This window comes from Wolbachia endosymbiont (group B) of Melanargia galathea, assembly GCF_964030625.1.
In the GTDB taxonomy this organism is placed as follows: Bacteria; Pseudomonadota; Alphaproteobacteria; order Rickettsiales; family Anaplasmataceae; genus Wolbachia.
The window spans coordinates 607,677-634,427 of record NZ_OZ034910.1; the positions used below are offsets into that span (position 1 = coordinate 607,677).

General features: G+C 33.8%; 21 protein-coding genes, 1 tRNA gene and 1 pseudogene. 17 read left to right on the forward strand and 6 right to left on the reverse strand.

Annotated features, from left to right (window positions below):
- Nucleotides 1-125: 125 nt before the first annotated feature.
- Complete coding sequence (locus AAHF52_RS02710) at nt 126-1,925, reverse strand: peptidylprolyl isomerase (protein WP_264376908.1); 1,800 nt, start codon at nt 1,923-1,925, stop codon at nt 126-128.
- Between the two features lie 189 nt (nt 1,926-2,114).
- Here AAHF52_RS02710 and AAHF52_RS02715 point away from each other — a divergent pair.
- The 3 genes and pseudogenes from AAHF52_RS02715 (at nt 2,115) to rho (ending at nt 5,206) form a co-directional block, all read left to right on the forward strand.
- Nucleotides 2,115-2,896 (forward strand): annotated as a pseudogene (locus tag AAHF52_RS02715) (IS5 family transposase).
- Between the two features lie 103 nt (nt 2,897-2,999).
- Nucleotides 3,000-3,605 carry a cell cycle transcriptional regulator TrcR gene (locus tag AAHF52_RS02720; protein ID WP_007301964.1) on the forward strand — a complete coding sequence of 202 codons (606 nt, stop codon included), beginning with the start codon at nt 3,000-3,002 and terminating at the stop codon, nt 3,603-3,605.
- A gap of 194 nt (nt 3,606-3,799) precedes the next feature.
- Complete coding sequence (gene rho / locus AAHF52_RS02725; protein ID WP_214303270.1) at nt 3,800-5,206, forward strand: transcription termination factor Rho; 1,407 nt, start codon at nt 3,800-3,802, stop codon at nt 5,204-5,206.
- Nucleotides 5,207-5,465: 259 nt separating this feature from the next.
- Here the strand turns inward: rho and guaB are convergent, their stop codons facing one another.
- Both guaB and rsmA read right to left on the reverse strand, forming a co-directional pair.
- Entirely contained in the window at nt 5,466-6,953 is a 1,488-nt protein-coding gene (gene guaB, locus AAHF52_RS02730; RefSeq protein ID WP_213863782.1) for an IMP dehydrogenase, read from the reverse strand.
- 123 nt (nt 6,954-7,076) lie between these two features.
- A complete protein-coding gene (gene rsmA, locus AAHF52_RS02735) occupies nt 7,077-7,871 on the reverse strand; it encodes a 16S rRNA (adenine(1518)-N(6)/adenine(1519)-N(6))-dimethyltransferase RsmA (RefSeq protein ID WP_019236635.1) in 795 nt (264 codons plus the stop codon).
- 77 nt (nt 7,872-7,948) lie between these two features.
- On the opposite strand from rsmA, the gene AAHF52_RS02740 reads away from it, so the two are divergent.
- The 4 genes from AAHF52_RS02740 to AAHF52_RS02755 all read left to right on the forward strand — a co-directional run bounded on the left by AAHF52_RS02740 (nt 7,949) and on the right by AAHF52_RS02755 (nt 11,048).
- Nucleotides 7,949-8,021 (forward strand) — tRNA-Thr (locus tag AAHF52_RS02740).
- A gap of 24 nt (nt 8,022-8,045) precedes the next feature.
- Nucleotides 8,046-8,756, forward strand: a complete 711-nt coding sequence (locus AAHF52_RS02745) for a triosephosphate isomerase (protein WP_064085403.1) — start codon at nt 8,046-8,048, stop codon at nt 8,754-8,756.
- Between the two features lie 150 nt (nt 8,757-8,906).
- Nucleotides 8,907-10,439 carry a Mur ligase family protein gene (locus tag AAHF52_RS02750; protein ID WP_052264644.1) on the forward strand — a complete coding sequence of 511 codons (1,533 nt, stop codon included), beginning with the start codon at nt 8,907-8,909 and terminating at the stop codon, nt 10,437-10,439.
- 18 nt (nt 10,440-10,457) lie between these two features.
- Entirely contained in the window at nt 10,458-11,048 is a 591-nt protein-coding gene (locus tag AAHF52_RS02755; protein WP_052264643.1) for a COQ9 family protein, read from the forward strand.
- Between the two features lie 349 nt (nt 11,049-11,397).
- Here AAHF52_RS02755 and AAHF52_RS02760 read toward each other — a convergent pair whose 3' ends face one another.
- The gene (locus AAHF52_RS02760; RefSeq protein ID WP_230609266.1) at nt 11,398-11,598 is read right to left on the reverse strand and encodes an ankyrin repeat domain-containing protein; all 201 of its coding nucleotides are present in this window, start codon (nt 11,596-11,598) and stop codon (nt 11,398-11,400) included.
- Nucleotides 11,599-11,802: 204 nt separating this feature from the next.
- Here AAHF52_RS02760 and AAHF52_RS02765 point away from each other — a divergent pair, with 204 nt between their 5' ends.
- A complete protein-coding gene (locus AAHF52_RS02765) occupies nt 11,803-12,759 on the forward strand; it encodes an IS5 family transposase (RefSeq protein ID WP_213863789.1) in 957 nt (318 codons plus the stop codon).
- Nucleotides 12,760-13,133: 374 nt separating this feature from the next.
- Here the strand turns inward: AAHF52_RS02765 and fabD are convergent, their stop codons facing one another.
- The gene (gene fabD, locus AAHF52_RS02770) at nt 13,134-14,099 is read right to left on the reverse strand and encodes an ACP S-malonyltransferase (RefSeq protein ID WP_264376965.1); all 966 of its coding nucleotides are present in this window, start codon (nt 14,097-14,099) and stop codon (nt 13,134-13,136) included.
- A gap of 125 nt (nt 14,100-14,224) precedes the next feature.
- On the opposite strand from fabD, the gene rpmE reads away from it, so the two are divergent.
- From rpmE to AAHF52_RS02815, 9 genes are all read left to right on the forward strand, one after another.
- Nucleotides 14,225-14,437 (forward strand): 50S ribosomal protein L31, encoded by a 213-nt coding sequence (gene rpmE, locus AAHF52_RS02775; RefSeq protein WP_006013575.1) that lies wholly within the window; start codon nt 14,225-14,227, stop codon nt 14,435-14,437.
- 21 nt (nt 14,438-14,458) lie between these two features.
- Nucleotides 14,459-15,244, forward strand: coding sequence for an NAD kinase (locus AAHF52_RS02780; protein WP_017531835.1), 786 nt, complete (start codon nt 14,459-14,461; stop codon nt 15,242-15,244).
- Nucleotides 15,245-15,327: 83 nt separating this feature from the next.
- Complete coding sequence (locus AAHF52_RS02785; protein WP_063630573.1) at nt 15,328-16,479, forward strand: hypothetical protein; 1,152 nt, start codon at nt 15,328-15,330, stop codon at nt 16,477-16,479.
- A gap of 123 nt (nt 16,480-16,602) precedes the next feature.
- Nucleotides 16,603-17,619 carry an extracellular solute-binding protein gene (locus AAHF52_RS02790; protein WP_264376925.1) on the forward strand — a complete coding sequence of 339 codons (1,017 nt, stop codon included), beginning with the start codon at nt 16,603-16,605 and terminating at the stop codon, nt 17,617-17,619.
- 80 nt (nt 17,620-17,699) lie between these two features.
- A complete protein-coding gene (locus tag AAHF52_RS02795) occupies nt 17,700-18,587 on the forward strand; it encodes an aspartate carbamoyltransferase catalytic subunit (RefSeq protein ID WP_149168670.1) in 888 nt (295 codons plus the stop codon).
- Nucleotides 18,588-19,230: 643 nt separating this feature from the next.
- Nucleotides 19,231-20,205, forward strand: a complete 975-nt coding sequence (locus AAHF52_RS02800; RefSeq protein WP_149168672.1) for an ankyrin repeat domain-containing protein — start codon at nt 19,231-19,233, stop codon at nt 20,203-20,205.
- Nucleotides 20,189-21,955 (forward strand): pentapeptide repeat-containing protein, encoded by a 1,767-nt coding sequence (locus tag AAHF52_RS02805; protein ID WP_213864018.1) that lies wholly within the window; start codon nt 20,189-20,191, stop codon nt 21,953-21,955. The genes AAHF52_RS02800 and AAHF52_RS02805 overlap by 17 nt, the downstream gene beginning before the upstream one ends.
- 35 nt (nt 21,956-21,990) lie before the next feature.
- Nucleotides 21,991-22,599 (forward strand): guanylate kinase, encoded by a 609-nt coding sequence (gmk, locus tag AAHF52_RS02810; protein ID WP_007302097.1) that lies wholly within the window; start codon nt 21,991-21,993, stop codon nt 22,597-22,599.
- Between the two features lie 244 nt (nt 22,600-22,843).
- On the forward strand, nt 22,844-24,892 hold the full coding sequence (locus AAHF52_RS02815; RefSeq protein WP_007302098.1) for an ankyrin repeat domain-containing protein: 2,049 nt from the start codon (nt 22,844-22,846) through the stop codon (nt 24,890-24,892).
- On the opposite strand, the gene sdhA is transcribed toward AAHF52_RS02815, so the two are convergent.
- Entirely contained in the window at nt 24,864-26,663 is a 1,800-nt protein-coding gene (sdhA, locus tag AAHF52_RS02820; protein WP_019236712.1) for a succinate dehydrogenase flavoprotein subunit, read from the reverse strand. The genes AAHF52_RS02815 and sdhA overlap by 29 nt on opposite strands.
- Between the last annotated feature and the right edge of the window lie 88 nt (nt 26,664-26,751).

Below are 26,751 nucleotides of genomic sequence, written 5' to 3' on the forward strand. Positions count from 1 at the left end.
TATTCATATATTAATTACAATTTAAATACAATAAACAGCTCAAGTCAAACTAATTGTACCTCTTTTACCTAAAAATACAATATAGCCCCCTCTAATCACTCATAAAAGGAAGATAATAAACTTTTTTATATATCATCAATCATAGCATGATTAACTTCTACTCTATACTTTGATTTTAGATAGCTAATTAACTGTTCCTTTAGCGATATCATCACACGTTTTCCGGTGTCAAGCATGTTTAATTTACCATTTGATGAATGCATTTGTTTTAGAACGCCTATTATAATTTCATTATTGTATTGAATAGGATCTGTTACCGAATTAGTTGTTTTCATATTGAAAATCTCTTCTATGAAAGAAAAAGGGTAGTTTTGTTCATTGCGTTGTATTTGCTGGCCTTTAACCAATTTTATACCTTGCATTTCTTCCAAATCTGTCTTTTCTCTTAGTTGAACTGCTACTTCTTGTCCCATTTTAAACATTCTTTCTTTTATAAATTCACTACGCCAAAGCTTTATGGCTGATTCCCTACTTTCTTCAAAATTTTGTAATTTAGGAGGAACGATATCACTGATTTTTACACCAACAACAGTATCTCCAACACCCTTAAAATAATTCTTCTGATCTTTCTCGCGTGAAAAAATGAAAGAAATGAAATCACTGGAATTTCCTACTTCATTACCACTTTGGTCTTTTCCACTAGCATCTACTGGACCAATGGTTTGTATAGGTAAATTGTAATTATTGGAGATTTCTTCAATCGTTGCACCATTGTATATCTTATAATTCACTTGATTTATGAAATCATTGACTTTTTCAAAAGACTTTTGATTGGTTAAAACTGACCTTATGTCTTTTTTTAAATCAACCAAGTCTTCATCAGAGATTTGATGTATGCTTTCTACCTTTATTACGTGCCATCCAAAATTGCTTGTTAAAACTTCACTTACTTCACCTGTTTTGAGAGCAAATACCTTTTCTCTCATATTTTCAGGTAAGAAATCCTTAGTTATATTATTTACTCTGGTTTCATCGAGTTTCACTTTATTAAACTCTTCTATTATTTGTTCAAAGCTTGCTTTACTTTCTTCAAGTGCTCTTCTTGCTATTTCAGCTTTTTCTTTGGTAGGAAATATCACATTGAATATGTCTCTTTGATTTTTAAGTTCCTGATGTTCTATTATACTATCAACCTCTTCATCTGAAATTCTGATTTGATCTTCAAAATATTTTTGATCCAGAGAAATGTATTGCGCAGTTCGATACTCAGGGTAATAAAAATTGGACTTATTTCTTTCATACAAATCAAGTAAGGCTTGATCATCTGGTTCAGGAACGTCTGTAATTGCATCCTCAGTTATTTTAACAATATCAACTACTCTAGTTTGGTAGCGATTTTTGTATATCTGCTCATCAACACCCTCACCAAAAGTTACCGGATAATTATCTTTAAATAACGAAGTCATGAACATCATTGCAGGCAGGATTTTCTCTAGTTTTTCTATATATTCCTTTTCTGTTATATGCAGGCTATTTAGAGTTTGATGGAATTTATTATGGTCAAATTCTCCTTTATCGTCCTGAAAGTACTTGGTATTTTTTATGTGGCTTTTGATAGATTCTTCTCCAACTTTTAATCCAAGTTCGCTAATTAGGTTAAACAATAGTTTTTGCTCTATAAGTGCGTTAAGTAAATCATATTTCAGCTTTTTTACTTGTTCTTTACTTACATCAGATCCAGAAATTTGCTTTTTATAATTTTGATATAGTAATTTATATTCATCTGATGTTATAACTTCCTTTCCTACTTTAGCTAATTCTTTCCTTTCATCATCATTTGATAAAAGATTGCCAATCCCCATAAAGATTAATAAGCAAACTAAAAGGAGAACGATTGCCTTGGTAAAAAAATTTCTAATACTCATTGTAAACTTAGTTAACTAACACTTAAATTTAGAATAGCAATAATTTAATATTTGTAAATCTATTAACAAATTAGCTAATATATGTAATATTGTAGTGTATTAAATTGAATGGAAGCTTATATTAACCTAAGAGCCTGTAAGTGATCTCTGAATATGGTAAGATGAGGTATAGTTGACATGAGGTAAAGTATGAGGAATACATATCCAAGTGACATAAGTTGTGAAAAATTCGAAAAGATTAGACTAATTTTAGAAAGCGTGCGAAAGAAAACAAAGCCAAGAAGATTAGGTTTATATGAGTTATTTTGTGGTGTGCTTTATGTACTAAAAAGTGGCTGTCAATGGCGAATGCTTCCAAAAGAGTTTCCAAGATGGCGAAATTTTTACGATTACTTCAAGAAATGGAGTAAAAAAACGAATGAAGATAGAGAAAATGTTCTAGAAATTGTCTTTAAAAAAATTGGTTGGAGAGAACAGTGGTCGAAATACCAAAACAAGCTTCTGCATCATTGATGCCCAAAGTGTAAAAAATACCGATACTGCTGAAGAAAAAGGTTATGATGCTGGCAAGAAAATTTCAGTAATAAAGCGTCATATCGCAGTTGATACACAAGGTTTGACACAAGCAATTCATATAACAACGGCAGAAATAACTGATCGTAGCAGTGCTTTGACAATGGTTAAAAATGCTAAAGAAAGTCTCTCTGAAGTTAAAAACATACTGGTTGATGCAGGCTACACTGGAGAAAATTTTGCAACACAGATGAAAGTAACTATTGGTGCAACTGTTGAGGTGAAGCGAATTACACACCTTTGCTGTATTGCCAAAAAGATGGGTTGTTGAGAGATCTTCTTTTGCCTGGTTGGAAAAATGTAGGCAACTTTGGAAAAATTGCGAGCGTAAATTTAATACTAGCCTACAAATTTGCTTTTGCTTCTTTCCTCTTCAAAAGATTATGAACAGGTTCTAAGAGATAAGAAATATAAACCAAAAAGCCATTGGATGACAAAGTTAATGCTTTTTTAGTTTTAATGGTTTATATTTTATTTCTATAACAGCAAAGGAATATTAAAATGGGAGATGTTTTTTCGATGTCAATGGAATCTTCTAAAGACAATAAAGATAGAAATGAACAATTTCTCATGCAAGTAGCTGCTTGGTTGGTTGATAACACTAGCTTAACTTTTGATCAAATAGCACAATGTTGCAAGTTATCCCTTGAAAAAGTACAAGACATAGCTGATGAGGAAATAGAAGTTGAAAAGTATGACCCTATTATTTCTGAAATAATTACTGAAAAAGAAATCGATAATTGCAAAAAAAATCCAAATCGTGTACCAAATTTGATTATAAAAAATATGAAAAAAAGGGCAAAGACGATTAGCTTTCTTGCCTTTGCTTCCACAGCAAGGCGTAGAGATAAACCTAATGCGATTTATTATTTGGTAAAAAAATTTCCTATCTTGAACAATAATGTAATAGCTAAGCTAGTTGGTACAACAAATTACACAGTTGAGCAGGTAAGAGATAGATCTCATCATAACATACTCAATATCAAACCTCAAGATCCTGTACTACTTGGTTTATGTAGCCAGGAAAATTTAGAAGCGGAAGTAGAAAAAGCGAAAGTAGAAGAAGAGAAGAAACAAAGATTAAAAAATATAAATAATAGCTATTGATGATTCTCAAATTCTTGTACTTTGTTAATATTAAATTAACTTGACTTGTTAGTTTTTATCAGTATAATGCAAGTAAAGTATCTAGTTTAATAATAATTAAGTCTAAATACGCACTGAAAACTAGCTCAGCCTAATTTATTGTTTTATATTCACATTTTAGGTTAGTAAGCATCAATTAAAATTTTTGGAGGATTATGACAACAATCAATGAAGATGTCTTAGCAAAAGGAGGGGTTGTAGGTCAACCTGAAAAAAGCGAACAAATTCATAATGCTGACGCAGTAAAACAAATGACCAGTGAAGGTGATGAAAAAAACAAGAAAACATTGGACCTGAGCGAATTGAAAGAGAAAACAGCAGAAGAATTGTTAGAGCTAGCTGAAGAAAGAAAAATTTCAACTAGTGGTAAAGGCAATGGCAGGATGCTAAAACAGGAAATGATATTCAGTTTAATGAAGAAAATGAGTGAAGAAGGAGGCATAACCACAGGAAGTGGAGTAGTGGAAATATTGCCTGATGGTTTTGGTTTCTTACGTTCATCAAGTGCAAATTATGCTCCAAGTACCGATGATGTTTATATTTCCAATGGCCAAATAAAGAAGTTTAATTTACGTACAGGAGATATGGCATGTGGAGAAATAAGGCCACCTGGTGATAAAGAAAGATATTTTACTTTAACTAAGGTTCAAAGTATAAACTCTACTGAAATCAGTGAATTAAGAAAGTACGTCCATTTTGATAATTTGCTTCCGCTTTATCCTGAAAAAAGCCTCATCCTTGAAAACAACAGTAGCGGAGATAATAAAAAAGATATAAACATGCGTGCTGTAGATATAGTTACACCTCTTGGAAAAGGACAAAGAGCATTGATAGTTGCTCCACCTCGTACAGGAAAAACGATATTGCTTCAGCAAATGGCTCACTCTATAGCTACAAATCATCCTGAAATAGAACTAATAGTATTACTTATAGATGAAAGACCCGAAGAGGTGACAGATATGATACGCTCTGTAAAGGGTGAAGTGGTAAGCTCTACATTTGATGAACCTGCCTACCGTCATGTCCAACTTGCTGAAATAGTAATAGAAAAAGCTAAAAGAATGGTTGAACACAAAAAAGATGTAGTGATTTTGCTTGATTCTATAACTCGTCTTGCACGTGCTTATAATGCAGTCATTCCTTCGTCTGGAAAGGTTCTAACCGGCGGTGTAGATTCAAATGCGCTGCAAAGACCAAAACGCTTTTTTGGAGCAGCTCGTAATATTGAAAATGGTGGTTCTTTGACAATCATCGCTACAGCCCTTATAGAAACTGGTTCAAAAATGGATGATGTTATTTTTGAAGAGTTTAAAGGCACAGGTAATGCTGAAATTATACTAGATAGAAAACTTGCTGATAAACGTATATTCCCTGCTATTGATATTACAAAATCCGGAACAAGGAAGGAAGAGCTATTAGTTGATAAGGCCATACTAAATAAAATATGGGTATTGCGTAGGATACTTAACCCTATGGGATCTGTTGAAGCAATGGAGTTTTTACGTGACAAATTACTTTTAACAAAGAGCAATGCTGACTTTTTTAACTCCATGAATCACTAAAAGTAAGCCAATTCTGATGGAGCAAAAAAGCAAAGCTCTCTTATAGCTAAAATAATTTGGATTTATCAAAATATATTAAGCTGGCAATCTACCTTAAGTTGCTATTCCAACTTATAGCACTGATTTTGATCAAAAATTTTATGTAGTCAGTTTATTTACAATCGATTTTCCAGTGTCAGCCACTTAGATGACATCTTTTTGACTCTTAATATCAATTGTGTACCAGTGTTGAAATGACCCACTCAAAAGGGGATTGTATTTACTCTGAATCAGATGATAAATTAGATGCTTGGTAAGCGTAATTTGGAGCTTCCTGTGTAATGATTATATCATGAGCATGACTTTCTCTTAACCCTGATGAAGTAATAGTGACAAATTTGCAGTTTTTTTTCATCTCTTCTATATTACGGTTGCCAGTGTAACCCATTGCAGCTTGCAACCCACCAATTAACTGACAGATCACTCCTGAAGCTGGACCTTTAAAAGGAACTCTTGCTTCTACTCCTTGTGGGACTAAATCAAGTTTTGAATCTTGAAAATAACGGCTAGCTGACCCTCGTTTCATTGCACTAATAGATCCCATTCCTCGATATTCCTTATATGCTCTACCCTTATACATGATAATCTCACCTGGGCTTTCCTCAGTACCAGCAAAGATTGAACCTATCATCACAGTATCAGCACCAGCTGCAATAGCTTTTGCAACATCTCCCGAATATTTTATTCCACCATCAGCAATTAGTCTGACGTTTTTTGTTTTACAAACCTCTGCAATATTCTTGATCGCAGAGAATTGTGGCATACCAACGCCTGTAACTATTCTGGTAGTACAAATTGATCCTGGCCCTATTCCAACTTTCACTGCATCAACACCAGCATCAATCAACGCTTCAGCAGCCTCCTTTGTTGTAATATTTCCGCCGATTAATTGCGTATTCGGATACATCTTTTTTATTTCCTTAATAGTGCTGACAACGTTCTCGGAATGACCGTGAGCGGTATCTACAATAACCACATCAACTTCTTCTTCGACCAAAGCTTCACATCTTTCTATACCGTCTTTTTTACCAGTACCAATTGCAGCGGCAACTCTGAGTCGACCTTTACTGTCTTTACATGAATTTGGATATCTATTGTATTTTTCGATGTCTTTAACTGTGATTAGACCTATGCAACAAGAATTTTCATCAACAACCAAAAGCTTCTCTATTCTATTTGCATGCAACAATTTCATTGCTGAGGCGCTATTTACTGCCTGCTCTCGAACTGTTACTAACTTATCTTTTGTCATTACCTCGGAAACTTTTATATTCATGTTCTGGTCTTCAATAAACCTCACATCTCGATTAGTTAAAATTCCCACTAACTTGCGTTGATCAACTACAGGAATGCCGGAATAATTATACTCTCTCATTAATGAAACTGCTTCTGCAACTGTTTTATCTGGGGAAATTGTAATTGGGTTATACACGATCCAGCTTTCATATTTTTTCACCCTTCTTACTTCTAACACTTGTTCATCTATTGATAAATTCTTATGTATGCAACCTATTCCACCATGTTGGGCAATAGCTATTGCAAAGCCTGATTCAGTGACAGTGTCCATTGCAGAGGATATGAGAGGGATATTTAGTTCTATATTATTTGTTAGATAAGTTCTTGTGTCTGCATCACGAGGCAATACATCAGAATAGGCCGGTAAGAGAAGTACATCGTCAAACGAATAACAAGCTTCCATTTTTTTCATATGCTTTATTTAAAGCTTATACGCCAATTAATGAAATTGCAATAGAGCTTTTGCAAAATTAGCCTGGCTCCAGCTATTTTTAGATCAAAATAGGATAGAAGAGGTATGTAGCTCCTAATATATTTATCGCATAATTATATTATTTGCTAGCAAACAGAACTGCTCAATAGTTAAGCTTTCTGGACGTTCGTCTCCACTCAGTTTAGCATTCTCAAGAGTAGTTGAGACATCACTAGTTATACTTTGCAAGCTATTTCTCAGCATCTTTCTTCTTTGAGCGAACACAGCACGTGTTAGCTTTGTTAAGGTTTCTAAATTTACTGCAAATCTTGGAGTGGGTAAAGGTTTTACTGTAATTACTGAAGAATATACTTTTGGTCTTGGAAAAAATTCCTTAGGTTCAATATCAAATTCCTTTTTTATGTCGCATAGTAACTGGCTTAGCACTGATAGGGAACCATAATCTTTAGAATTAGGTTCTGCTGTAATACGCTCTGCTACCTCCTTTTGGAACATTAACGTCAAATTCGTAAAAAATTTTATATTATTTAACCACTTTAAAAATAACGCTACTGAGATATTGTAAGGCAAGTTAGCAATGACTTTGACTGGACATTCTACCAGCTCTTTTTCTACAACATTAAGTGCATCTGCTTCTATAATTCTATATTTTCCCTGATGCTCATTTAGCAATTGTTCGTGATGTTTCACTAAACTACTATCTTTTTCTATAGAAAGTAGAAACTTTGGATTATATGCCAATATTTCTCTTGTTAACGCACCATACCCAGGACCAATTTCAATAACATTAAAATCTTTCAGGCTACCAGCTAAGGCAACTATTCTTTTTATTATCTCATTCGATAAAATAAAATTTTGCCCTAGACTCTTTTTTGGCTTCAGTAAAAATTTTTTCATATGATCTTAGTATGCAGTATTTTAAAAATTAGTTGACGAAAATTCATCAATAATTGTATATTGTCAGTGTATTTAATGCCGGCTTAGCTCAATTGGTAGAGCAACTGACTTGTAATCAGTAGGTTGTCAGTTCAAGTCCGACAGCCGGCACTCTCATTCATATAAGAAAAATTGATGTCTTTTTTAATAGTAGCAAATTGGAAAATGAATGGAACACGTTCTTCATTTGTTGACTTTATAGGCAAACTTAACAACAAGAGCAACGAAATTACCTCTAAATTAGTAATTTGCCCTCCTTTTACATCATTTCCAAGCAATATAGAGTTGAACAACAATATTAAAATAGGAGGACAGAATTGCCATCATAAAGAGTTCGGTTCTTACACAGGTGAAATTAGTGCAGGAATGTTGAAGGAACTAGGATGTAGTTACGTAATACTTGGACATTCTGAAAGGGCTCATGAAAAAGATAGTGAAATAAAACTTAAATCGAAAACAGCAATAGAATCAGGATTACACCCAATCATCTGTGTAGGTGAAAACTCAGAAGATTATAAAAATAAAAAAACAAAAGAAGTAATAGAATATCAATGCAAAAACCGTTTGCCAACACAAGGTGAATATACCATAGCATACGAACCGATATGGGCAATAGGAACAGGAAATGTGCCAAATAATGACGCAATTGCTGAGGTGATAGAGATAATAAAATTGTGTACTGGTAAAAAACACATTATATATGGTGGCTCAGTCAGCTCAGAAAATATAGGAAACTTGCTCAGTATTCCAAATCTATTGGGAGTTTTAATTGGTAGTGCAAGCTTAGATTTTGATCACTTTTATCAAATTATACAACAAGTCGAGAAAAAACTTTCTCTTAATTAATTCTAAAGGATAAATACTCTTATTGTCATGGCAAGGGAGCTGGCAAAATGTGTCAAGGAGTTTTCTATTGGCTAAGGTTGTGACAATAAAGTTAAGCACTGCCAAAAACTATGGAAGAAGTCATTATAATTTGTATTATATCTTTATAAAATGGTTCGCATAAGTTATCTAGAAGTGCAACTAAACAAATACAAAAATCAAAGTGTTGCGGTTTTCGGCCTTGGTAAAACTGGTTTGTCCGTTATTAATGCTCTAACAAAAAGCAGTGCAAAAATATATGCATGGGATGATAATAAAGAGCAAATAGCAAATGCAAAAAAGATATATAAAGAGTGTAACTTTACTCATCCCAATGAGTATAATTGGCATGAGATAAGCACACTAATTTTGAGCCCTGGAGTGCCAATACCAACGCATTGGGTAGTAAAACTTGCAAGAAGCTTTGACTGCAAAATAAAATCAGACATTGAGCTATTTCTTGAAACTAAAACTACAAATCAGAAGGTTATAGGCATTACAGGAACAAATGGCAAATCAACCACCACGTCACTAATAGGGCACATATTAAAATCCACAGGGAAAAAAGTAGCTATTGGCGGGAATTTAGGTGTGCCTATTTTGGATTTAGAAAGAGATGCAGAAATTTATGTAATTGAATTCTCCTCTTTTCAATTGGAGCTAATAAATAAAATTAATGTAGACATTTCTGTATTGCTAAACATCACACCAGACCACATAGATAGACATGGAAGTATGAATAACTACATAGCAACTAAATTAAAACTGATAAACAGTAGCAAGATTGCCGTGATAGGATGTGATAACAAAATTACCGCTGATGTATTCAATAAATTCACTGGGAACAAAATTCCAATTTCAGTAACATATTCCCTGGTGTCATTCCAGCGCGTGACCAGAAAAGAAAAACCATTGCCAACTACCCAGATGACAGAGGGTAGTGCAAGAGATCTAATATCATTGGCAGATAACAATTTGCTTGATTATAGTGAACAGATTACTGGTATAGATCGAAATTATCTGGATCCCAGTGTCAGCTACTTGGATGACAAAAGGAGTGCTGAGATTCAGGAGATCTCGCTAAAACTAGAGAATCACAACTTATCAATGAGTGATATGAAAGTAAACCTAGTATCCAATGTAGAAAATATAGTAGCTGCACACGCTGTGTGCAAGTTACTTGGAGTAGATAGCAGCACTATTGTCAATGAAATCAAATCCTTTCCAGGGCTAAGACACAGAAATGAATTTCTTGGCAAAATACATAATGTACTTTTTATCAACGATAGCAAAGCAACCAATGCAGAATCGACCGAAAAGGCAATTTTATCTTATAAAAACATATACTGGATTGTTGGCGGAAAAAGCAAAAAAGGCGGAATAGAATCATTAAGCAAGCATTTCACCAAGATTAGAAAAGCTTTTCTTATTGGAGAATCAACTGAAGTTTTTGCAAACATTATGGAGAACAAAATAGATTATATGAAGTGCTATAATCTAGAAAACGCATTTAAACTGGCTTTTGAAGAGGCCATAAATAGCAAAGAAGAAGTAGCGATATTACTTTCTCCTGCATGTTCTTCTTTTGATCAGTGGAAAAATTTTGAAGAGCGCGGTGAAGCATTTTGCAGAATGTTTGAAAATCTCAGGTATAATTATATGTGATGTTTAGTATAATATTGTATGGAACAAAAGTTAATAGTAGATGAGCTGATTAAGGTTGTTCCATTTGAAGGAATAAGTGATGCAACCTTATTGAAAGTGTGCACGAACCTTAACCTAGCCAATAGTTTTTGTAAATTTCAAAATGGAATATATAGTGCTTTGGAGTACATAGCAGAGGACTTAAATAGCTCAATGGAAACTGAACTTTGGAATTCCAATTTAGAAGATATGAAGGTAAGAGAGCGGATAAAGTTAGCTGTCCAAATACGCCTTTCAAACTATGCTAAGTTACAAAATTACAGAGAGTTTTTAAAAAATGTTTTATCATTCTCTATATTACCCCAAAATACATATTTTTCTAGTAAACTCTTGTACAGAACTGTTAGCGCGATTTGGTATGGCATTCATGATCAATCAACAGATTTTAACTACTATACAAAAAGAGCAATATTAGCTGGAGTGTACTTAAGTACGATACTTTTTTTTATCAATGATTATTCAGAAGATTTTGCAGATACCCTGTCGTTTCTTGACAAACGTATCAACAATGTCATGACATTTCAAAAGTTTAAAACCCGTTTGAATAGAATGGTAAGAAACTTCTTATAGCCTCTTTACTTATACGAGTTACTCGTATTTATACCTAAAGCTGCCTTGATTTTTATGTTAAGATAATTGACATCCACTAACAGTGAGCTTAACAAAGAACTTGATTGAAAGCAATACATTAGAAAGTAGTTTTGCTGGAAACTTGAAGTAGACAGAATTGATACACATAAAGCTGATCCATGTACAAAAGTATCTGTTCAGATACACGACTAATGCTGTGTGATCCATAGAGGTTATTACAATAAGAATGTAAGATCAAATAGAAATTTGGATTTGCAGTAGTTTATAGACCTTATTACAATTGCAAAGGATAAATTCTAGGGTTAAACTACGTCTGAGTTGGATAAAACTATACAAAATGACTACTTTTAGCAGCAAACATTAGAGCAGTTTTTCCAAGAGAAGTTTTTTCATAGTCAAAATGAGGTAGACTAAGAGTACTAACTACATAATTAACACCTGCGTTTGCTATTTCTACTAAGTATTTTACTACATCCAAGTGACCTGCTTGAGCAGCATCAAGTAAAAAGAGTGGAGCAACTATCTCCATGAGGCTTCTTTTGCCTTTTTTTGCTTGCTTAATATTTATAGCTAAAGCTTCAGGGTGTCATTTCAGTGCGTGACGCAGAGATGTAGGGAGATTGAAGATCAGTGCTTGACACTGGAATGGCTTTGTTGCACCACTCAAGGAAAGAACAGGCAGTTACTGATGGAATTTGTTATAAAATAGATATTTAGCCGACAAAGGAAAAATATGCCAATAAGAATGAAAGTCAGTAACTGCAATGAATATAACAAATTTCTTCAAGAAAGGGGAAATGTTTTTCATTATATCAACGATGCCATTGAAAATTGGTACGAAAATAGTCCAAAAGTAGCAGGTGGCAACAATGTCTACAGCGACAAAGTAGTGATTCTAATTCACATAATAACCTATCTATTCAGGATTGGTCTTAGGCAAACAGTGGGATTTATAGAGAAATATCTTGAGCAAATAGGGAAAATTTTGCAAATTATCAGCTATTCGCAGGCTTCAAGAAGGTTTAAAAAGCTTAATATCAAAATCAACGACTGCAGAGTTGATAAGAACGATATGGAAGATATTGAAATTGCTATAGATAGTACAGGTATCAGCATCTACAATAATATTCCAGGCCATAGTAAGGCAAATGGTACAGATAGAAAGTATCGCCGCTATGAGCAAACAAGAAAGCTACATGTAATGCTAGAGATAGGTAGTAAAAAAGTTATAGCTGCAAAATACAGTAGTGGAGTTTATTCCGACCACTATGGAGCCTGTGATCTTATTGAAAGAGTGGATACCAAGTATAACATAAGCACGATATATGCAGATAGGGCATATAATCGAAAGAAGTTATACAAACTGTGCGATGAGCTTGACATAAAGACAAGGATTCCTCCGCAAAATAATGCAGTAGAGCATCCAAAGTTGGATTATATGAATGAGAGAAATTCTACAATCAAGCTCATAAAGTCATATGATGAAGATGGTATGAAGAGGTGGAAAAAAGAGATAAATTATTGGAAGAGATCTTATATAGAAAGTTTTTTCTCGCGACTGAAGCAAATATTTGGATTTAGTTTTAGGAATAAATCTGAGATTAATCGTGAGAAGGAACTGCTACTCAAGTGTTATTTGCTTAACAAATTTACTGAAATAGGCATGGCTAAGTTTGATATAGCTTCATGAATTTATTATACATTACCCACTATCCGAAGAGCTGTGCAACAAAGCCATTCCAGCGTCACGAGAAAGTAGCAGATTTATGACGGCAGTGCCCAGAGGTGTCATTCAGTAGCACCTTGTCGTTCCAGTAGCTCTTTCGGTATTATTCAAGTAGCCTATTCGGTGTCATCCCAGTTCTTGACACTGGGATCCAGTTAAATTTACGAGTATAAAAGTAGCTGCTTTATGTTAAATACAACGTTTTGATGATTATGAAAAACCAGTGTCAAGCACTGGAATGACATCTTCCTACAGATAATGTTCGTACAGTTGTAACTGGAATAACACCATCATAAAGGAGCCAGTGTCAGCTACTTGAATGACACCAATCAGATATGCTAACTTAACCCAATTTTTAAATTTTTTGCTGTCAACATTAATGATTCATCAAAGAAGCTATTAATATCACCAATACTATCTATATTTTTCACACTGATAGATTGGTCAATTCTTTTAACTAGATTAGATAAAACTTTGTTAGGGCCAACTTCAACAAACTTATTAGTGCCATGGCTTGTCATATATAAAACCATCTCTCTCCATCTTACTCTACTTACAACTTGCTTAGCGAGCAAAGCTCTTATGATCTCTGGATCACTTTCTTCCTTAGCTGTAACGTTTGATACAAAAGGAATCGAAGGGCGAGTTATGTTGATGCTTTTTAAAAATTCCAGAAGTTTTTCATCAGCAGGTTTCATAAAAGATGAGTGAAAAGGCCCACTAACTTGTAATTTTATCATTTTCTTGACACTTGAGTTTTTGAATAAATCAGGTAAGACCTCAAGAGCCTCTGCAGTACCACTCACCACTACCTGCCCACCACCATTATCGTTTGCAATTTCACAATCAATTTGAGCTGATTTTAATATACCTTCTACTTCACTTATTTCTGCTCCAAGTAGAGCAAACATTCCACCTTTGCATTTTAGTGAAGCTTCATGCATTGCTTCGCTACGAACTTTTAGCAACTTGACTGCAGACTCAAGCGTCAATGCCCCTGCAGCACACAGCGCTGTATACTCGCCAACTGAATGCCCACAAACATACTGAACGCTGTAAAGAGATTCACCAAATACGTGCTTCATAACACGTAGCGTTGCAATTGACACTGCCATTATAGCTGGCTGAGCGTTTTCCGTGATGGTTAATTTCTCAATAGGGCCATTGAAAATCAAATGAGACAGCTTTCTACCCAATATGTCATCTACTTCATCAAATACGTTCCTTGCAACTGAAAATTCATCATATAAGCTCTTTCCCATTCCTACAAATTGGGAGCCCTGACCAGGAAAAGCAAAAATCATAAAAAGTTTTTCATTCTTCATTGATAATACTACTTTATTTATTTTTTGTCAATATTTCACAATAATGATTGACCAAATGAACCAGATTCACTAAAATCTTAGCTGGTAAGAAATTTGTAAGAACAATGGCAGAAATCGACTATCACAAAGTTACTATAGTTATGACAGATGGTCAAGAGTTTGAAACTTATTCCACTTATGGAAAAGAAGGTCAAAGAATAAAGCTTGATAGAGATCCTCTTACTCATCCTGCATGGACTGGAAGTTTGACAAGCGGTTCAGGGGAGAAGGATAGTAAAATAGCTAAGTTTAATGATAAATACGGGAGTCTTTTTTAGTTCCTCCCCTCTTTATTTAACATGTATAAATATAAAAATGTAGGCTATATTGCTTCTTCGCTACCCAAGTCTCAGGAAGTATCTAAACTACTACAGGAGCTTAATTTTATCAATATAGCAGAAGCAAGTAAGCCTGAAGTTGATTTGCTGATAGTTGTTGGCGGTGATGGTTTTATGCTACGCACTCTGCACAACTACGTCATAGGAAATAAAGATATACATGTGTATGGAATAAATACCGGTAACGTCGGATTTTTGATGAATAAATGCTTTGAAGATCTAATTGATCATATAGAACATGCAGTTCCTACTCAGCTAACTTTACTAAAAATGGAAGCCAAAGACATAAATGGCAAAAAACACCATTACATCGCAGTAAATGAAGTGTATGTCTTTAGAAATGCAAATCAAATAGTGGAGATGAATATTACCATTAATGATAAGCTAAAAGTAGAAAAATTCAGAGGAGATGGAATTATATTGTCTACCCCAACAGGTAGCACTGCATATAACTTCTCTGCCGGTGGGCCAATCTTACCACTTAATTCAAATTTACTTGCACTGACTTCCATTAATAGCTACTACCCAAGGCGTTGGAATGGAGCGCTAATCTCAAATGATACAATAGTGCAAATTGATATCAATGATGTGAAAAATCGTCCAGCACTTGTAGTATCAGATTACAAGGAATTTCACGACATATCGCAGGTAAAAATACAGAAAGATCACGAAAATACAGTCACTCTACTTTTTGACAAAGATTGCCCTTTGAATGAAAGGATCTTTGATCAGCAGTTCTTATACTAATATTTATTCTTAAATTAGTATTCACTATATCTTAATAACTATAGCGTAATCAACATAACATTGTAATTAATTTTGGAGCGAATATGCCTGAATCAGGAAATAAAGATAACGTCACACTGGTTTCTCATACAACGGTGAGTGAAAATAGTGCAGCAACTCAACCAACACCAGCACCTAGAAACACAGCGTTACAAACAAATTCGGCTAGCGAATCAAGTTCTGATGAAGAAAGGCAAGAAGAATCGAATGGTGCAAATACAGAACCTATTTATGCATCCATAGATCCAAATACAAAATCTCCAAAAAAGAGTTCAGGTAGTGTATCAGTTAGCAGATCACCTTCTCCTCCACCATCATATCAAACAGATGGCTCTGAAAAATCTTTGCTTGGAGATAATAAAAAGACAAACAGATTTTTACAGAAAGTAAAATATACGATGCAAAAGAAGAAAGTTACAATGCCTTTCGTAGGTCTTATTACGGCATGTTGTATTACGTCAATCGTTTTAGCTGTGAAGCAAAGAGAATTCATTGGATTCATCGGCAGCATAAATCCTGTTACTATATTTGTCGGAGTATTAGCGTCTTGTTTAGCCTTGGGAATTATGTGGGAATTTATGCAAGCAGTACGTACTAAGGAGCACAAGATCACAAAAAGAGATACTCAAGAAGTTTTAGATGAGATATCAAATACACTTTCAAAAGACGAGGAATGCATCAAATCTTTGGTATTAAAATATAGCAACGGTAATCGTGTTTACTTTACGTTTCACTCTCTTCCAGAAAAAGCAAAAAGTAATCCGAACATCGTAGAACTTACAGGCCAGCCAATCTATTACAAGAGTAAAGTAAATTCATTAATCAATGATAGAATATGGCTTCCTATCTTAGGAACAGTTCTTATTACTGGAAACATAACCTTCCCTTTAGCACTTTATTCAACAGGTGGTTTGAGCAACATAGTAAGTTCATACACAAATCCTACTATTTACTGGCCAATCGTTGCAATTTCAGGCACTCTACTGCTTTTCACTTTAGCTTGCACAATTCATCATTGGAGCAAAACTGATTTTAAAGATTACTTGTTATTAGATACAAAAGATGCTAGTAGTGGAAAGCCCAATGAAACAGCTATTAGAACTATCAAAAAGAGTGAAGAAAAGATTAGTTCAAAATTGTTACAAGTAGTTGCTGAACGATGTGGCCATCCAGATATTACTTATATTATTAATTAAATCTGGCTCGTACTTCTTTTTATCGCTATTCCAGTACTGTAACTGCAACGTTTTGAAGATTTACACTTGCTAAGACCTTGCTATTTTGATAGCTTGAGATGATGACAAGGAAGGGGTTTGTTTATGAAAAAAGGTTTAATATTTATATCTTTAGTAGCGGCTTTATTGATAGTCGTTAATTTTTTATATAAAAATAGCGGAATTGATGATTCACAAGTAGTAAACGTTTATTCATCTCGTAAAGAAGAATTAGTACATAGTTTGTTTGATGATTTTACAAAAACCACTGGCATCAAGGTACGTTATATCATTGACGATTATTCCCAATTGCTTTCACGCATGGAAAATGGTGGTGAAGCTGATTTGTTTTTAACTGCAGATGCAGTGAATTTGATTTTAGCCAAAAAAAGAGGGCTCTTATCTCAAGTGGATTCAGAGACTCTAAAAAATGCCATACCTGCAAAATTTAGAGATAATGAAGATTATTGGTTTGGTCTCACAAAAAGAGCTAGAATATTGGTTTACAATAAAGAATCAGTAGATCCTAAGGAATTAAGTACCTATGAAGATTTAGCGAATGAAAAATGGAAAGGGAAAATATTAGTACGCTCTTCCACAAGTCCATATAACCGATCATTGATCGCTTTTATGATTGCAAAAAATGGTTTTGAAAAAACAAAAGAATGGGTGAGTGGAATTGTAAGGAACATGGCAAGAAAACCAAGCGGTGGTGATACAGATCAAATTTATGCTGTAGCCGCTGGTGAAGGCAATGTTGCAATAGTAAACAGCTACTACTTTGCAAGAATCCTTTCATCAGAAAATAAAAAGAATATCACAGAAAAGTTAGGAGCTTTCTTTCCGAGTGATGGTGTAATGGTGAATATTAGTGGTGCAGCAGTAACAAAAAAAGCAAAACACAGAGAAAATGCCATAGCTTTATTGGAGTTTTTTGTAAGCAAACAGGCTCAAGAGCTATATGCTAAAAAAAATCAAGAATATCCTATTGTTGAAGGTATTGAAACTTCTGATGTGTTAAAATCTTGGGGAAATTACCTACAAAGTACTCTGCCTATAAGTGAGCTTGAGAAGCATCTCTTTGAGGCTGTTATGATAGCAGATGAATGTAAGTGGAAATAAAATTTTATAGCTTCCTTCTACTTTACTTTACAGTTGTGTAATTGAAATTAAGAAAGTAGAATAAGCTCAAAAAAGGAGCTATGGACAAGAGAAGGAATTTATTAAATATCTCAGACCTCACAATCGGTGATGTAGAAAATATAACTAAATTAGCCAACCAATACCTTGAAGAAAAAGTTGAAAATAGTCATGTTCTGAAAAATAAAATAGTCATAAACCTATTCTTTGAAGATTCAACACGTACGCTCGCATCTTTTGAAATAGCAGCAAAGAGCCTTGGAGCAAATGTTATAACTTTACCAATAAAATCTTCTTCTATTAACAAAGGGGAAGATCTAAAAGATATGATAAAAACACTAAATGCAATGAATCCTGACTATATGATAATCAGGCATAAAAGTAGTGGTATTATTAATACATTGGCAAAGCATGTCAACTGCTCGCTAATCAACGCAGGCGATGGAAGCAGTGAACACCCAACTCAAGCTCTTGCAGATTATCTCGTAATTATCAGTCATAAAAAGCAAATAAAAAACCTCAAAATTGTGATATGTGGAGATATTTTGCACAGTAGAGTTGCAAGATCAAATATAAGATTGCTAAAAATGTTTGGAGCAAAAATAAGCTTAGTTGCACCACCAGCTTTGATTTGTAAGCATCTTCCTGAAGTAGATTCACTTCATTATTCATTAACTGAAGGTATAAAGGATGCTGATGTAATTATGCTCTTGAGGTTGCAGAAAGAGCGCATGAATAATAATTCTTCAGAAAAAGAATATTTTCATTTGTATGGACTTGATGCACAAAAACTATCGCATGCAAAACCCGATGCAATTGTTATGCACCCAGGACCAATAAATAGAGGCATTGAGATTAGCAATGATATAGCAGATTGTGTTATTTTACAGCAAGTAAAGTTTGGATTAGCAACGCGTAAGGCAGTACTGCACTATTTAATAAATGTTTAACTTTAATTAATTTTAAGGAATTTTAGACATAATGATCCTCCTATAAAAAACGATTTAGAAAAATATAACACACCTCATGACAGAAATTAAGTATGCACTGAAGTAGACTGTGCTATATTTTTTTATTGAGAGATTAGTTGAAAAGTCTGCAGACTTGAATAAGGTGAATTTCGAGCTCTAAAATACCCTCATTTTCACTAATAATAATCAAACTACAAAATGTGTCAAGTAATTTTTGCACTTAATTTAGCAAATATTTATTTGCAAAAAATACTATAAACATAAAATGATAGATGTCATAAAAGTAGCCAGTACTGGCATCCAGTTAAATTTGTGAGTTAAAAGTTATGCTAAAATATAACGTTTCTAATGATGATGGAAAATGGATCCCAGTGTCAGCTACTTAGATGACATTGTTTAGTACGCAAATTACCACAATGTTCATACAGCTGTATACTGATTTCTTTAATGTCCGTACAGTTGTATGTCAGCTACTCAAATGACAATTTCAAATAAAACCTAGATAAAAGAGAAAAATAAATTTTTACATAATCATACTTGTACAATAACTAAAGCACTTTTTACTGTAGATTAATCATTTGATTATAGTATCATTTTAATTAAGCCTATATTTGCAATGTTTATGAAATATAAAGCATTCTTCATACTATTAATTGTTATATCTAACCTGCTTGCTGCAGAACAGCCTGAAGAAAATAAAAATGAAAGCAGTATAAATCAAGAAGACGTATCGAAAAGCAACACTGATGCTGAAAAAACTTCTCCGCTTCTGAGCGAACTCAAAGAAATCACAGACCCAACAAATGTAATCAATGAAGAAGTACCTTCAAGTAATCAAACAAACCTACAGTCTGAAGAGGAGACTAATATAAAAGATACCAAAGCTCTAACAAGTCCTTTATCAGAAGAAAAAAAAGAAGAACCTGAAGAGAAGAAAATCAGTCACAATAATCAAACAAACCTACAGCCTGAAGAGGAGATTAGCAAAAAAGACACCGAACTTTCAACAAGCCAATTAACAGAGAAAAAGAAAGAAGAACAGCCTGACAATATAACACCTGTGAACAAAAAAAATGAAAAAAGCGAAAAATGGACAAAGCTAAACAAAGAAATAAAAAAACATAAAAGCAAGTCTATATATAAAAGACAATATGATAGCCTAAATGAGCACCTTCCTAAAACTATATTTACTGATGATTACAGTAAGCAATTTTTTTACTGCATCAAGAAGGGCAACTTAATTTGTCTAAGAGGAGTAATAAATAAGCTAGAAAAAATTGGATTAACAATTCAAGAAATACTAAGATTTAGAAATAAATTGGGTGATACTCCTCTAATTTATGCAGTGAAACAAGGTCAAATAGACACAGTTCGCTTTCTCTTATTACAAGGTGCTGATCCTAGAGTAGTTGATAATAATTTTAAGTCCCCTATCGACATAGCAATTGAGAAAAAGAAGATCGATATAATAAATGCAATTGCTGAAATGATGCCATACCTTTTAGAGGATAAAGAAATAAACAATGAAGAAGACTCAGAGATGTATAACTTTGCTATAAAAACAAAAGAAAGTACCTGCGATGAAAAAGATAATTAGACTTTTGATATTAATTTTAGTTGGTCATTTATGCTATGGAGATGATGCAATCAATGATTTTTTAAGTGCTCTGCACGATGTAAAATACATATCTTACAATACAAAAGATTTTGCTAAATTTTTAGTACAGTGTAATAAAGCCAGCATACCACAAGATTTTAAGAAAGGTTTTGGTCCTAATTTAAATGGTGCTAATTTTAGTCAATTGTATTTAAGCAAATCTATTTTTGATGGAGTAAGTTTAATTGGTGCCGATTTTTCTAACACCGATTTATCAGATGTGTCTTTTATCGATGTTGATTTGCGTGGTGCCAATTTTTCCAATGCTAATTTACATGGCGTTAAAATAAAAGGCACAAATTTAAGTTTTTCAAAATTTGCTTCTACAAATTTAACAGATATCATATTTGATCAGTCTAATATCAGTTATGCTGATTTTATCAATTCTAATCTCAACAAAGTAAGTATGCGTAATATAATTGGTTTGCATACCAAGTTTTTGAATGTAAAAATGAATTTCTCCAATTTATCAAACTCAAGTGCAAGCTACATCAATTTTAGTGATAGTGAAATAAACGACACTGTTATGCAGAAAAATAATTTCGACAACGCAAGTTTCTTTGGAGTGGATGCACATAAGCTCAAGGTACAATTTTCTTCATTAAAAAATGCTAACATATATGGTGCAGAAATAAAAAAATCGGATTTTACAGGTAGCAATCTTTCAAACGCCTATTTTAATTCTTCCATTATAGTCAACAGTAATTTCGAAAAAGCCAATTTAAGCAATTCACAAATTTCCTATGTGAAAGGGGATAATTCAAACTTCATTAAATCTATACTAAATGGTTCCAAGATAAAACATGCATATGTTTTCGAAGCAGACCTTCAGGATGCTGATTTATCTAATATTGATTTTAGTTTTAGTGAATTGTATAAAGTTAATACCTATAACGCTAACATTTGTCATGGAAAGTTTCATAATACTAAAGTTGTGAATTCTGACATGAGTGGTTCGTTCTTTGATCATTCATTGTTTACCTCTGCAAAAATAGAAGATTCAGATCTTTCTAGAACTTCAATTTATAAGACAAAAATTAAAGACTCTCAAATTTATAATAGTACTCTTTCCCACCATAATATGGATTCGAGTGAGATAGAAAATTCAATATTCTTCAAATTATTAGCTGATAATTCGAGCTGGTCTAAGTCAAAAGTCACTAATTCAAACTTTATTGAAAGTGATTTCAAATCCTCCGTGTTTTATGATAATGCCTTTAGAAAGACTAGTTTTTTTCTTAGCAATTTGAATAATTCAACAGTGAGTGATGTCTCTTTCCTCTCTTCAAGCATATATAAAAGTTCAATTGCTGATATTCATTTAACAGATTGCAAATTTGATAATTCAATTATGATTGACAATCAGGGACAGAGCAAAATTACAGGTCTAGAGAGTGCTATAACTTCAATTAAAGATCTGCAAGAGAAAATATCGCAGGGTGAAAAATTTGATGTAAATTATTCTTACTTTGAGTTTAAAGATATGAATTTAGAAAATGCTATTTTTTCTAATTCAATATTAAGCAGAGCAAAGTTTGTAAACGTTAATTTGAATAAGGCAAATCTTGAAAAAGCCGATTTACGTTATACTGTCTTTGATAATTCCTCTCTTATTGATGCCAATTTATCAAATTCTAATTTAGAGGGCTCTAGTCTTTTAAACTTTGATTTAAAAAATACAAAGTCTTAAAAAAGCTCTATAATGTACTTGTTAAATAAAGAAAAATGACCGTAAAAAATGAGGGCATACTACTGATTCTATCCTCTCCTTCTGGAGCTGGAAAAACTACTATATCAGAAAAATTACTTGAGCAATCAACTGATTTAGTTATGTCTGTTTCTATGACTACACGCAAACCTCGTCCCGGTGAAGTAAACGGAAAAGACTATTTTTTCGTTACTGAAGAAAAGTTTCACGAACTATGTAAGGCTGGTCAAATGCTTGAATATGCCAAAGTTTTTGAGAATTTTTACGGTATACCAAAAGATTTTATAGAACAAAACCTGAGCAGTGGAATAAGTGTTTTACTGAATATAGATTGGCAAGGAGCATTTCATTTGTTTGAAATCTTAAGAGAAAAAGTTGTAAGTGTTTTTATACTACCTCCCTCAATGGAAGAGCTTAGACTGCGTCTACAAAGGCGTAATAGTGATGATGAAATTGAAATAGAGCGTAGATTAGCCGAAGCGCAAAAAGAGATAAGTAAAAGTAATAAATATGATTACGTAATAATTAATGATAATCTTGATAAAAGCGTAGAAGAGATAAAATCAATACTAAGTAAAGGAATGCTTAAAAAATTAGAAGAAAAATCAAGTTTGAAAGATCTATAAAAATATTTGTTTATCTCTTTTAGCAGCATTCACGCTTCACAGTTTAGCCACATTTATTATTTTTTAAGATAAAATAGTTAAAATAGTAGACAAGTGCTAAAGTGGGGATTTGACTATGACAATAGATTTTCTAATAGAAACTAGTTTTCTGCCTTTTCACCTATATTTCGATAACATCTAGCTCAATTTAAAAGTTTAATACAATTCGTTAACGCCAAATAGCTTTTAATATTGAGGTTTTAATATGAGTATAGATTCAAGTGTATTAGTTAGTAATGCAAATAAACTAGACAAATGTATAAACAAAAATGAAAAACAAGATAAAAAAGACAAGCAATTGTATAATATTATAGAGAGAAAGGTAAAAAAAGAAAAACATAAGCATGAAAAACCAAGAAGTCGAGATGGAACACTCAAGGAATGTAAAAGGTTATTTAAGGAAGGCGCTAGTCCTGAAGTATTAACTAAATTAGAAGAATCGCTTAGAGAACAGGAAAAATATCACAGATATTATGTCCAATGTTTCCTTCCAGTGCTAGGTGAAGTAATAGAACGATCGAAAAGAATATCAAATGAAACAAAAAAACAAGTAATTTCTGAAGTCACTAAAAGTTGTTTTAGTAGGTACAGCGAACAAGACAGTGGCTACGGTAGCGATTTTGAAGATGAAATAAACGGAATATCAGATTCTGATAGCGATTTTGAAGATGGAATAAACGGAATATCGGATTCTGATAATGACGTTCAATTACTAAATGCAATCCAAAATGGAAACAACAGGAAATTTAGAAAATACCTAAAAGATTGCACAAATATCAGTGGCATAACAGATGAAAAAGGAAATAATATTTTACACCTTATTGCATCGCTCAAAAAGAAACAAAAGCTTAAGTTTCTAGATACCTTGATAAAAATAGCTAACGAGAAAAATTTAGTACAACTTGTTGATAGTGAAAATCAAGAAGGAAAGACTCCTTTTCAGGTAGCACTAATTAACAAGATAATAAAAGGGAAACATGATTCTCACACAATCCAAGATAACGATAACACACTTAAGTTTCTTGCAAAATTGTTAAAGTATGGAGCCAAGCTAAGCTTACCTACAGAGGATTTAGAAAAATTATCTAAAAAGCAAAATGAATACTATCTTAAATTTTTAGAGAAATTGGCTGAGCGAAAACCAGAAATAAAAACAAAAGTTGAAGAAGTTATAGCCCATACCATAAATACTCCAGATAGTAATGATAATTATCAACTACATTTAGCAATTAAAGATAAAGATGAAAAATCTTTTAAGGAATTATTGAAAAAAGGAGCAGATATTAACCTTAAAGATGCAAATGGCAATAATGCTTTACACCATATTGCCTTGCTGAGAGGGAAGCAAAAAGTTACATGCTTGAAATTAATATCAGCCTTAGTAAAAGAAAGAAAAATATCTGAAGATAAATTAGATGAAGCTATAAAAGCAACTAACAGGCAAGGAAATACACCTCTAGAATTAGCACTAAAGAAAAAAGCAGAAAAAAAAAGTATCGAATACCTATCGCAAGAAACAATTTTTGATTTAGCAACTAATTATGATAATACAACAAAGTTTTGTGCAGCATTATTACAAAACGGTGCTAACCCTGATTCTTTATGGTTAGAAGATCCAGAACTCCATACTAAAAAGTACTATTTAACTTTACGAGATCTAAAAGATTGTTCAAGCACTCCACAGAAAGCACAGGAGAAAGCTAAAGAACTAAAAGAGAAGCTTGAGGAAAAATACCACTGTGGAACTGCTTCGAAAAAATGTCAATCAGGCATTAAAAAGCTAGGTTCTGGTGTAAAAAAAGGAGCATCTGTTGTATGGAAATGCATTGATCCGGGCAGGAGAGCTAGTGTATTGTTAGCAATCACAGTAGCAACTACTATTATTACAATGGTAACACTTTCTTGCTTTCAAGGACAAATTGCAATTGGAGCAGCGTTACCCATCATAGCTATAACAGGAGTGGTCTGTCTGATATTCACTTTGGGACTTAGCGGCATTAGGAAGTCTGTTAAGGAATTAACCAACGATAAGCAAAGCCGTAAAGATGATCACCTAGCTGCAAAACAACCTGAAAATATTACTGAACAACAAAATTTAGCTAACAACTCAGCAGAGCAAGAAGTACAAAGATCGTCAAATCAATCGGAGCATACAGAAAGCCCAGCTACTCAAATGAGCTATGTATCAATACTACGTCAATTTATAAATAAACCAGATGGGTTAACTAATAAATTCTCTTTTCCGGGGCGATGAAATCAATCTCATCGCTCAGAGTTTTTTCAGCAACTTTTTTATAGTCAATTTCTACACTAACTTGGCTTTTCTCTTCTTTAAGCCATGCTATAGTATGCTTCATCCAGTTTTTATCATCACGTTCAGGGAAATCTTCACGAGCATGAGCACCCCTGCTTTCCTCGCGATTAGCTGCGCATTCCATGGTAATAACTGCTTGTGGAATCATATTGGCAAGCTCCAGAGCTTCAACCAAATCACTATTCCATATCATACTACGATCTTCAACTGCAATGTTAGGCATCATTTTTGCTACTTCTTTTATAGCTTTTTTACCTTCCTCTAAAACTTCAGCAACACGGAATACCGATGCATATTTCTGCATAGTGTGCTGCATTTCACTTCGTATTTTTGCTACTTTGAACTCTCCGGAAGCAAATCTCATTTTATTAAATCTATCTACTATCCAGTCTGTGCAGTCTGAATGCAATTTTTTATGTGGTGTATCAGGTTTCAATTTTTCTTTTGCCCTAAGCGCGGCAGCTCTACCAAAAACCACAAGATCAAGAAGCGAGTTAGAGCCAAGTCGATTTGCACCATGTACAGAAACACATGCTGCCTCTCCTATTGCAAATAATCCTTCTACCACTTCTTCTTTACCTTTTTGCAACGTGATCACTTCCCCATGATAGTTGGTCGGAATACCGCCCATGTTGTAGTGAACAGTTGGAATAACAGGTATCGGATCTTTAGTAACATCAACTCCTGCAAAGGTTTTTGCTGTTTCACTAATACCTGGCAATCTGAGTTTGATCACTTCCGGATCAAGATGCGATATATTCAAGTACATGTGATCTTTCTTTGGCCCAACTCCCCTTCCCTCTCTAATTTCAATTGTCATTGCTCGACTTACTACATCACGAGAAGCCAAATCTTTTGCCTTTGGCGCATAACGTTCCATAAACTTCTCACCCTGAGAATTAACGAGGTACCCACCTTCACCGCGGCATCCTTCCGTCATCAAGCACCCTGAGCCATATATTCCTGTTGGATGAAATTGCACAAACTCCATATCTTCAAGTGGCAACCCAGCTCTTACCACCATGCCATTACCATCACCTGTGCAGGTGTGTGCACTTGTTGCAGAAAAATAAACACGTCCATAACCACCTGTTGCTATTACCACAGAATGTGCACGAAATCTATGCAACGTACCATCACACAGCGACCAAGCTATCACCCCACAGCATGTCCCTTTGTCCATAATCAAATCGATTACAAAATATTCGACAAAAAATTCAGCGTTAAATTTAAGACATTGCTGATATAGAGTATGAAGAATTGCATGCCCAGTTTTATCTGCTGCTGCACAAGTACGCTGAGCCGATTTTCCTTTACCAAAGTGAGTTGTCATTCCACCAAAGGCACGCTGATATATTTTTCCATCTTCCGTACGAGAAAAGGGTACACCAAAATTTTCAAGTTCAATCACAGCTTTGGCAGCATTTTTACACATATACTCTATTGCATCTTGATCGCCAAGCCAGTCTGAACCTTTTATTGTGTCATACGCATGCCAGCGCCAATCATCTTCAGCAATGTTGCTCAAGGCTGCACTAATTCCGCCTTGTGCTGCAACTGTATGACTCCGTGTAGGGAAAATCTTAGAAATACAGGCAACTGAAAAATTAGTTGCAGCCATTCCAAGTGTTGCTCTAAGCCCTGCTCCACCTGCACCCACTATCACCACATCATACTCATGCTCTATGATTTCATACGCTGACTTATCCATATCCACTTATTTTATCATCACAGGCTTATAATATCACAGAAGTAGAAAAAATCTATACAAGTTTTCTGGATGTAAGCTTCTGAAACAA

Excerpts from the sequence above, each read along its gene's own strand:
- AAHF52_RS02710 (WP_264376908.1), bottom strand. The coding sequence starts at position 1,925 with ATGAGTATTAGAAATTTTTTTACCAAGGCAATCGTTCTCCTTTTAGTT.
- AAHF52_RS02720 (WP_007301964.1), top strand. The coding sequence starts at position 3,000 with ATGGGAGATGTTTTTTCGATGTCAATGGAATCTTCTAAAGACAATAAA.
- rho (WP_214303270.1), top strand. The coding sequence starts at position 3,800 with ATGACAACAATCAATGAAGATGTCTTAGCAAAAGGAGGGGTTGTAGGT.
- guaB (WP_213863782.1), bottom strand. The coding sequence starts at position 6,953 with ATGAAAAAAATGGAAGCTTGTTATTCGTTTGACGATGTACTTCTCTTA.
- rsmA (WP_019236635.1), bottom strand. The coding sequence starts at position 7,871 with ATGAAAAAATTTTTACTGAAGCCAAAAAAGAGTCTAGGGCAAAATTTT.
- AAHF52_RS02745 (WP_064085403.1), top strand. The coding sequence starts at position 8,046 with ATGTCTTTTTTAATAGTAGCAAATTGGAAAATGAATGGAACACGTTCT.
- AAHF52_RS02750 (WP_052264644.1), top strand. The coding sequence starts at position 8,907 with ATGGTTCGCATAAGTTATCTAGAAGTGCAACTAAACAAATACAAAAAT.
- AAHF52_RS02755 (WP_052264643.1), top strand. The coding sequence starts at position 10,458 with ATGGAACAAAAGTTAATAGTAGATGAGCTGATTAAGGTTGTTCCATTT.
- AAHF52_RS02760 (WP_230609266.1), bottom strand. The coding sequence starts at position 11,598 with ATGGAGATAGTTGCTCCACTCTTTTTACTTGATGCTGCTCAAGCAGGT.
- AAHF52_RS02765 (WP_213863789.1), top strand. The coding sequence starts at position 11,803 with ATGCCAATAAGAATGAAAGTCAGTAACTGCAATGAATATAACAAATTT.
- fabD (WP_264376965.1), bottom strand. The coding sequence starts at position 14,099 with ATGATTTTTGCTTTTCCTGGTCAGGGCTCCCAATTTGTAGGAATGGGA.
- rpmE (WP_006013575.1), top strand. The coding sequence starts at position 14,225 with ATGGCAGAAATCGACTATCACAAAGTTACTATAGTTATGACAGATGGT.
- AAHF52_RS02780 (WP_017531835.1), top strand. The coding sequence starts at position 14,459 with ATGTATAAATATAAAAATGTAGGCTATATTGCTTCTTCGCTACCCAAG.
- AAHF52_RS02785 (WP_063630573.1), top strand. The coding sequence starts at position 15,328 with ATGCCTGAATCAGGAAATAAAGATAACGTCACACTGGTTTCTCATACA.
- AAHF52_RS02790 (WP_264376925.1), top strand. The coding sequence starts at position 16,603 with ATGAAAAAAGGTTTAATATTTATATCTTTAGTAGCGGCTTTATTGATA.
- AAHF52_RS02795 (WP_149168670.1), top strand. The coding sequence starts at position 17,700 with ATGGACAAGAGAAGGAATTTATTAAATATCTCAGACCTCACAATCGGT.
- AAHF52_RS02800 (WP_149168672.1), top strand. The coding sequence starts at position 19,231 with ATGAAATATAAAGCATTCTTCATACTATTAATTGTTATATCTAACCTG.
- AAHF52_RS02805 (WP_213864018.1), top strand. The coding sequence starts at position 20,189 with ATGAAAAAGATAATTAGACTTTTGATATTAATTTTAGTTGGTCATTTA.
- gmk (WP_007302097.1), top strand. The coding sequence starts at position 21,991 with ATGACCGTAAAAAATGAGGGCATACTACTGATTCTATCCTCTCCTTCT.
- AAHF52_RS02815 (WP_007302098.1), top strand. The coding sequence starts at position 22,844 with ATGAGTATAGATTCAAGTGTATTAGTTAGTAATGCAAATAAACTAGAC.
- sdhA (WP_019236712.1), bottom strand. The coding sequence starts at position 26,663 with ATGGATAAGTCAGCGTATGAAATCATAGAGCATGAGTATGATGTGGTG.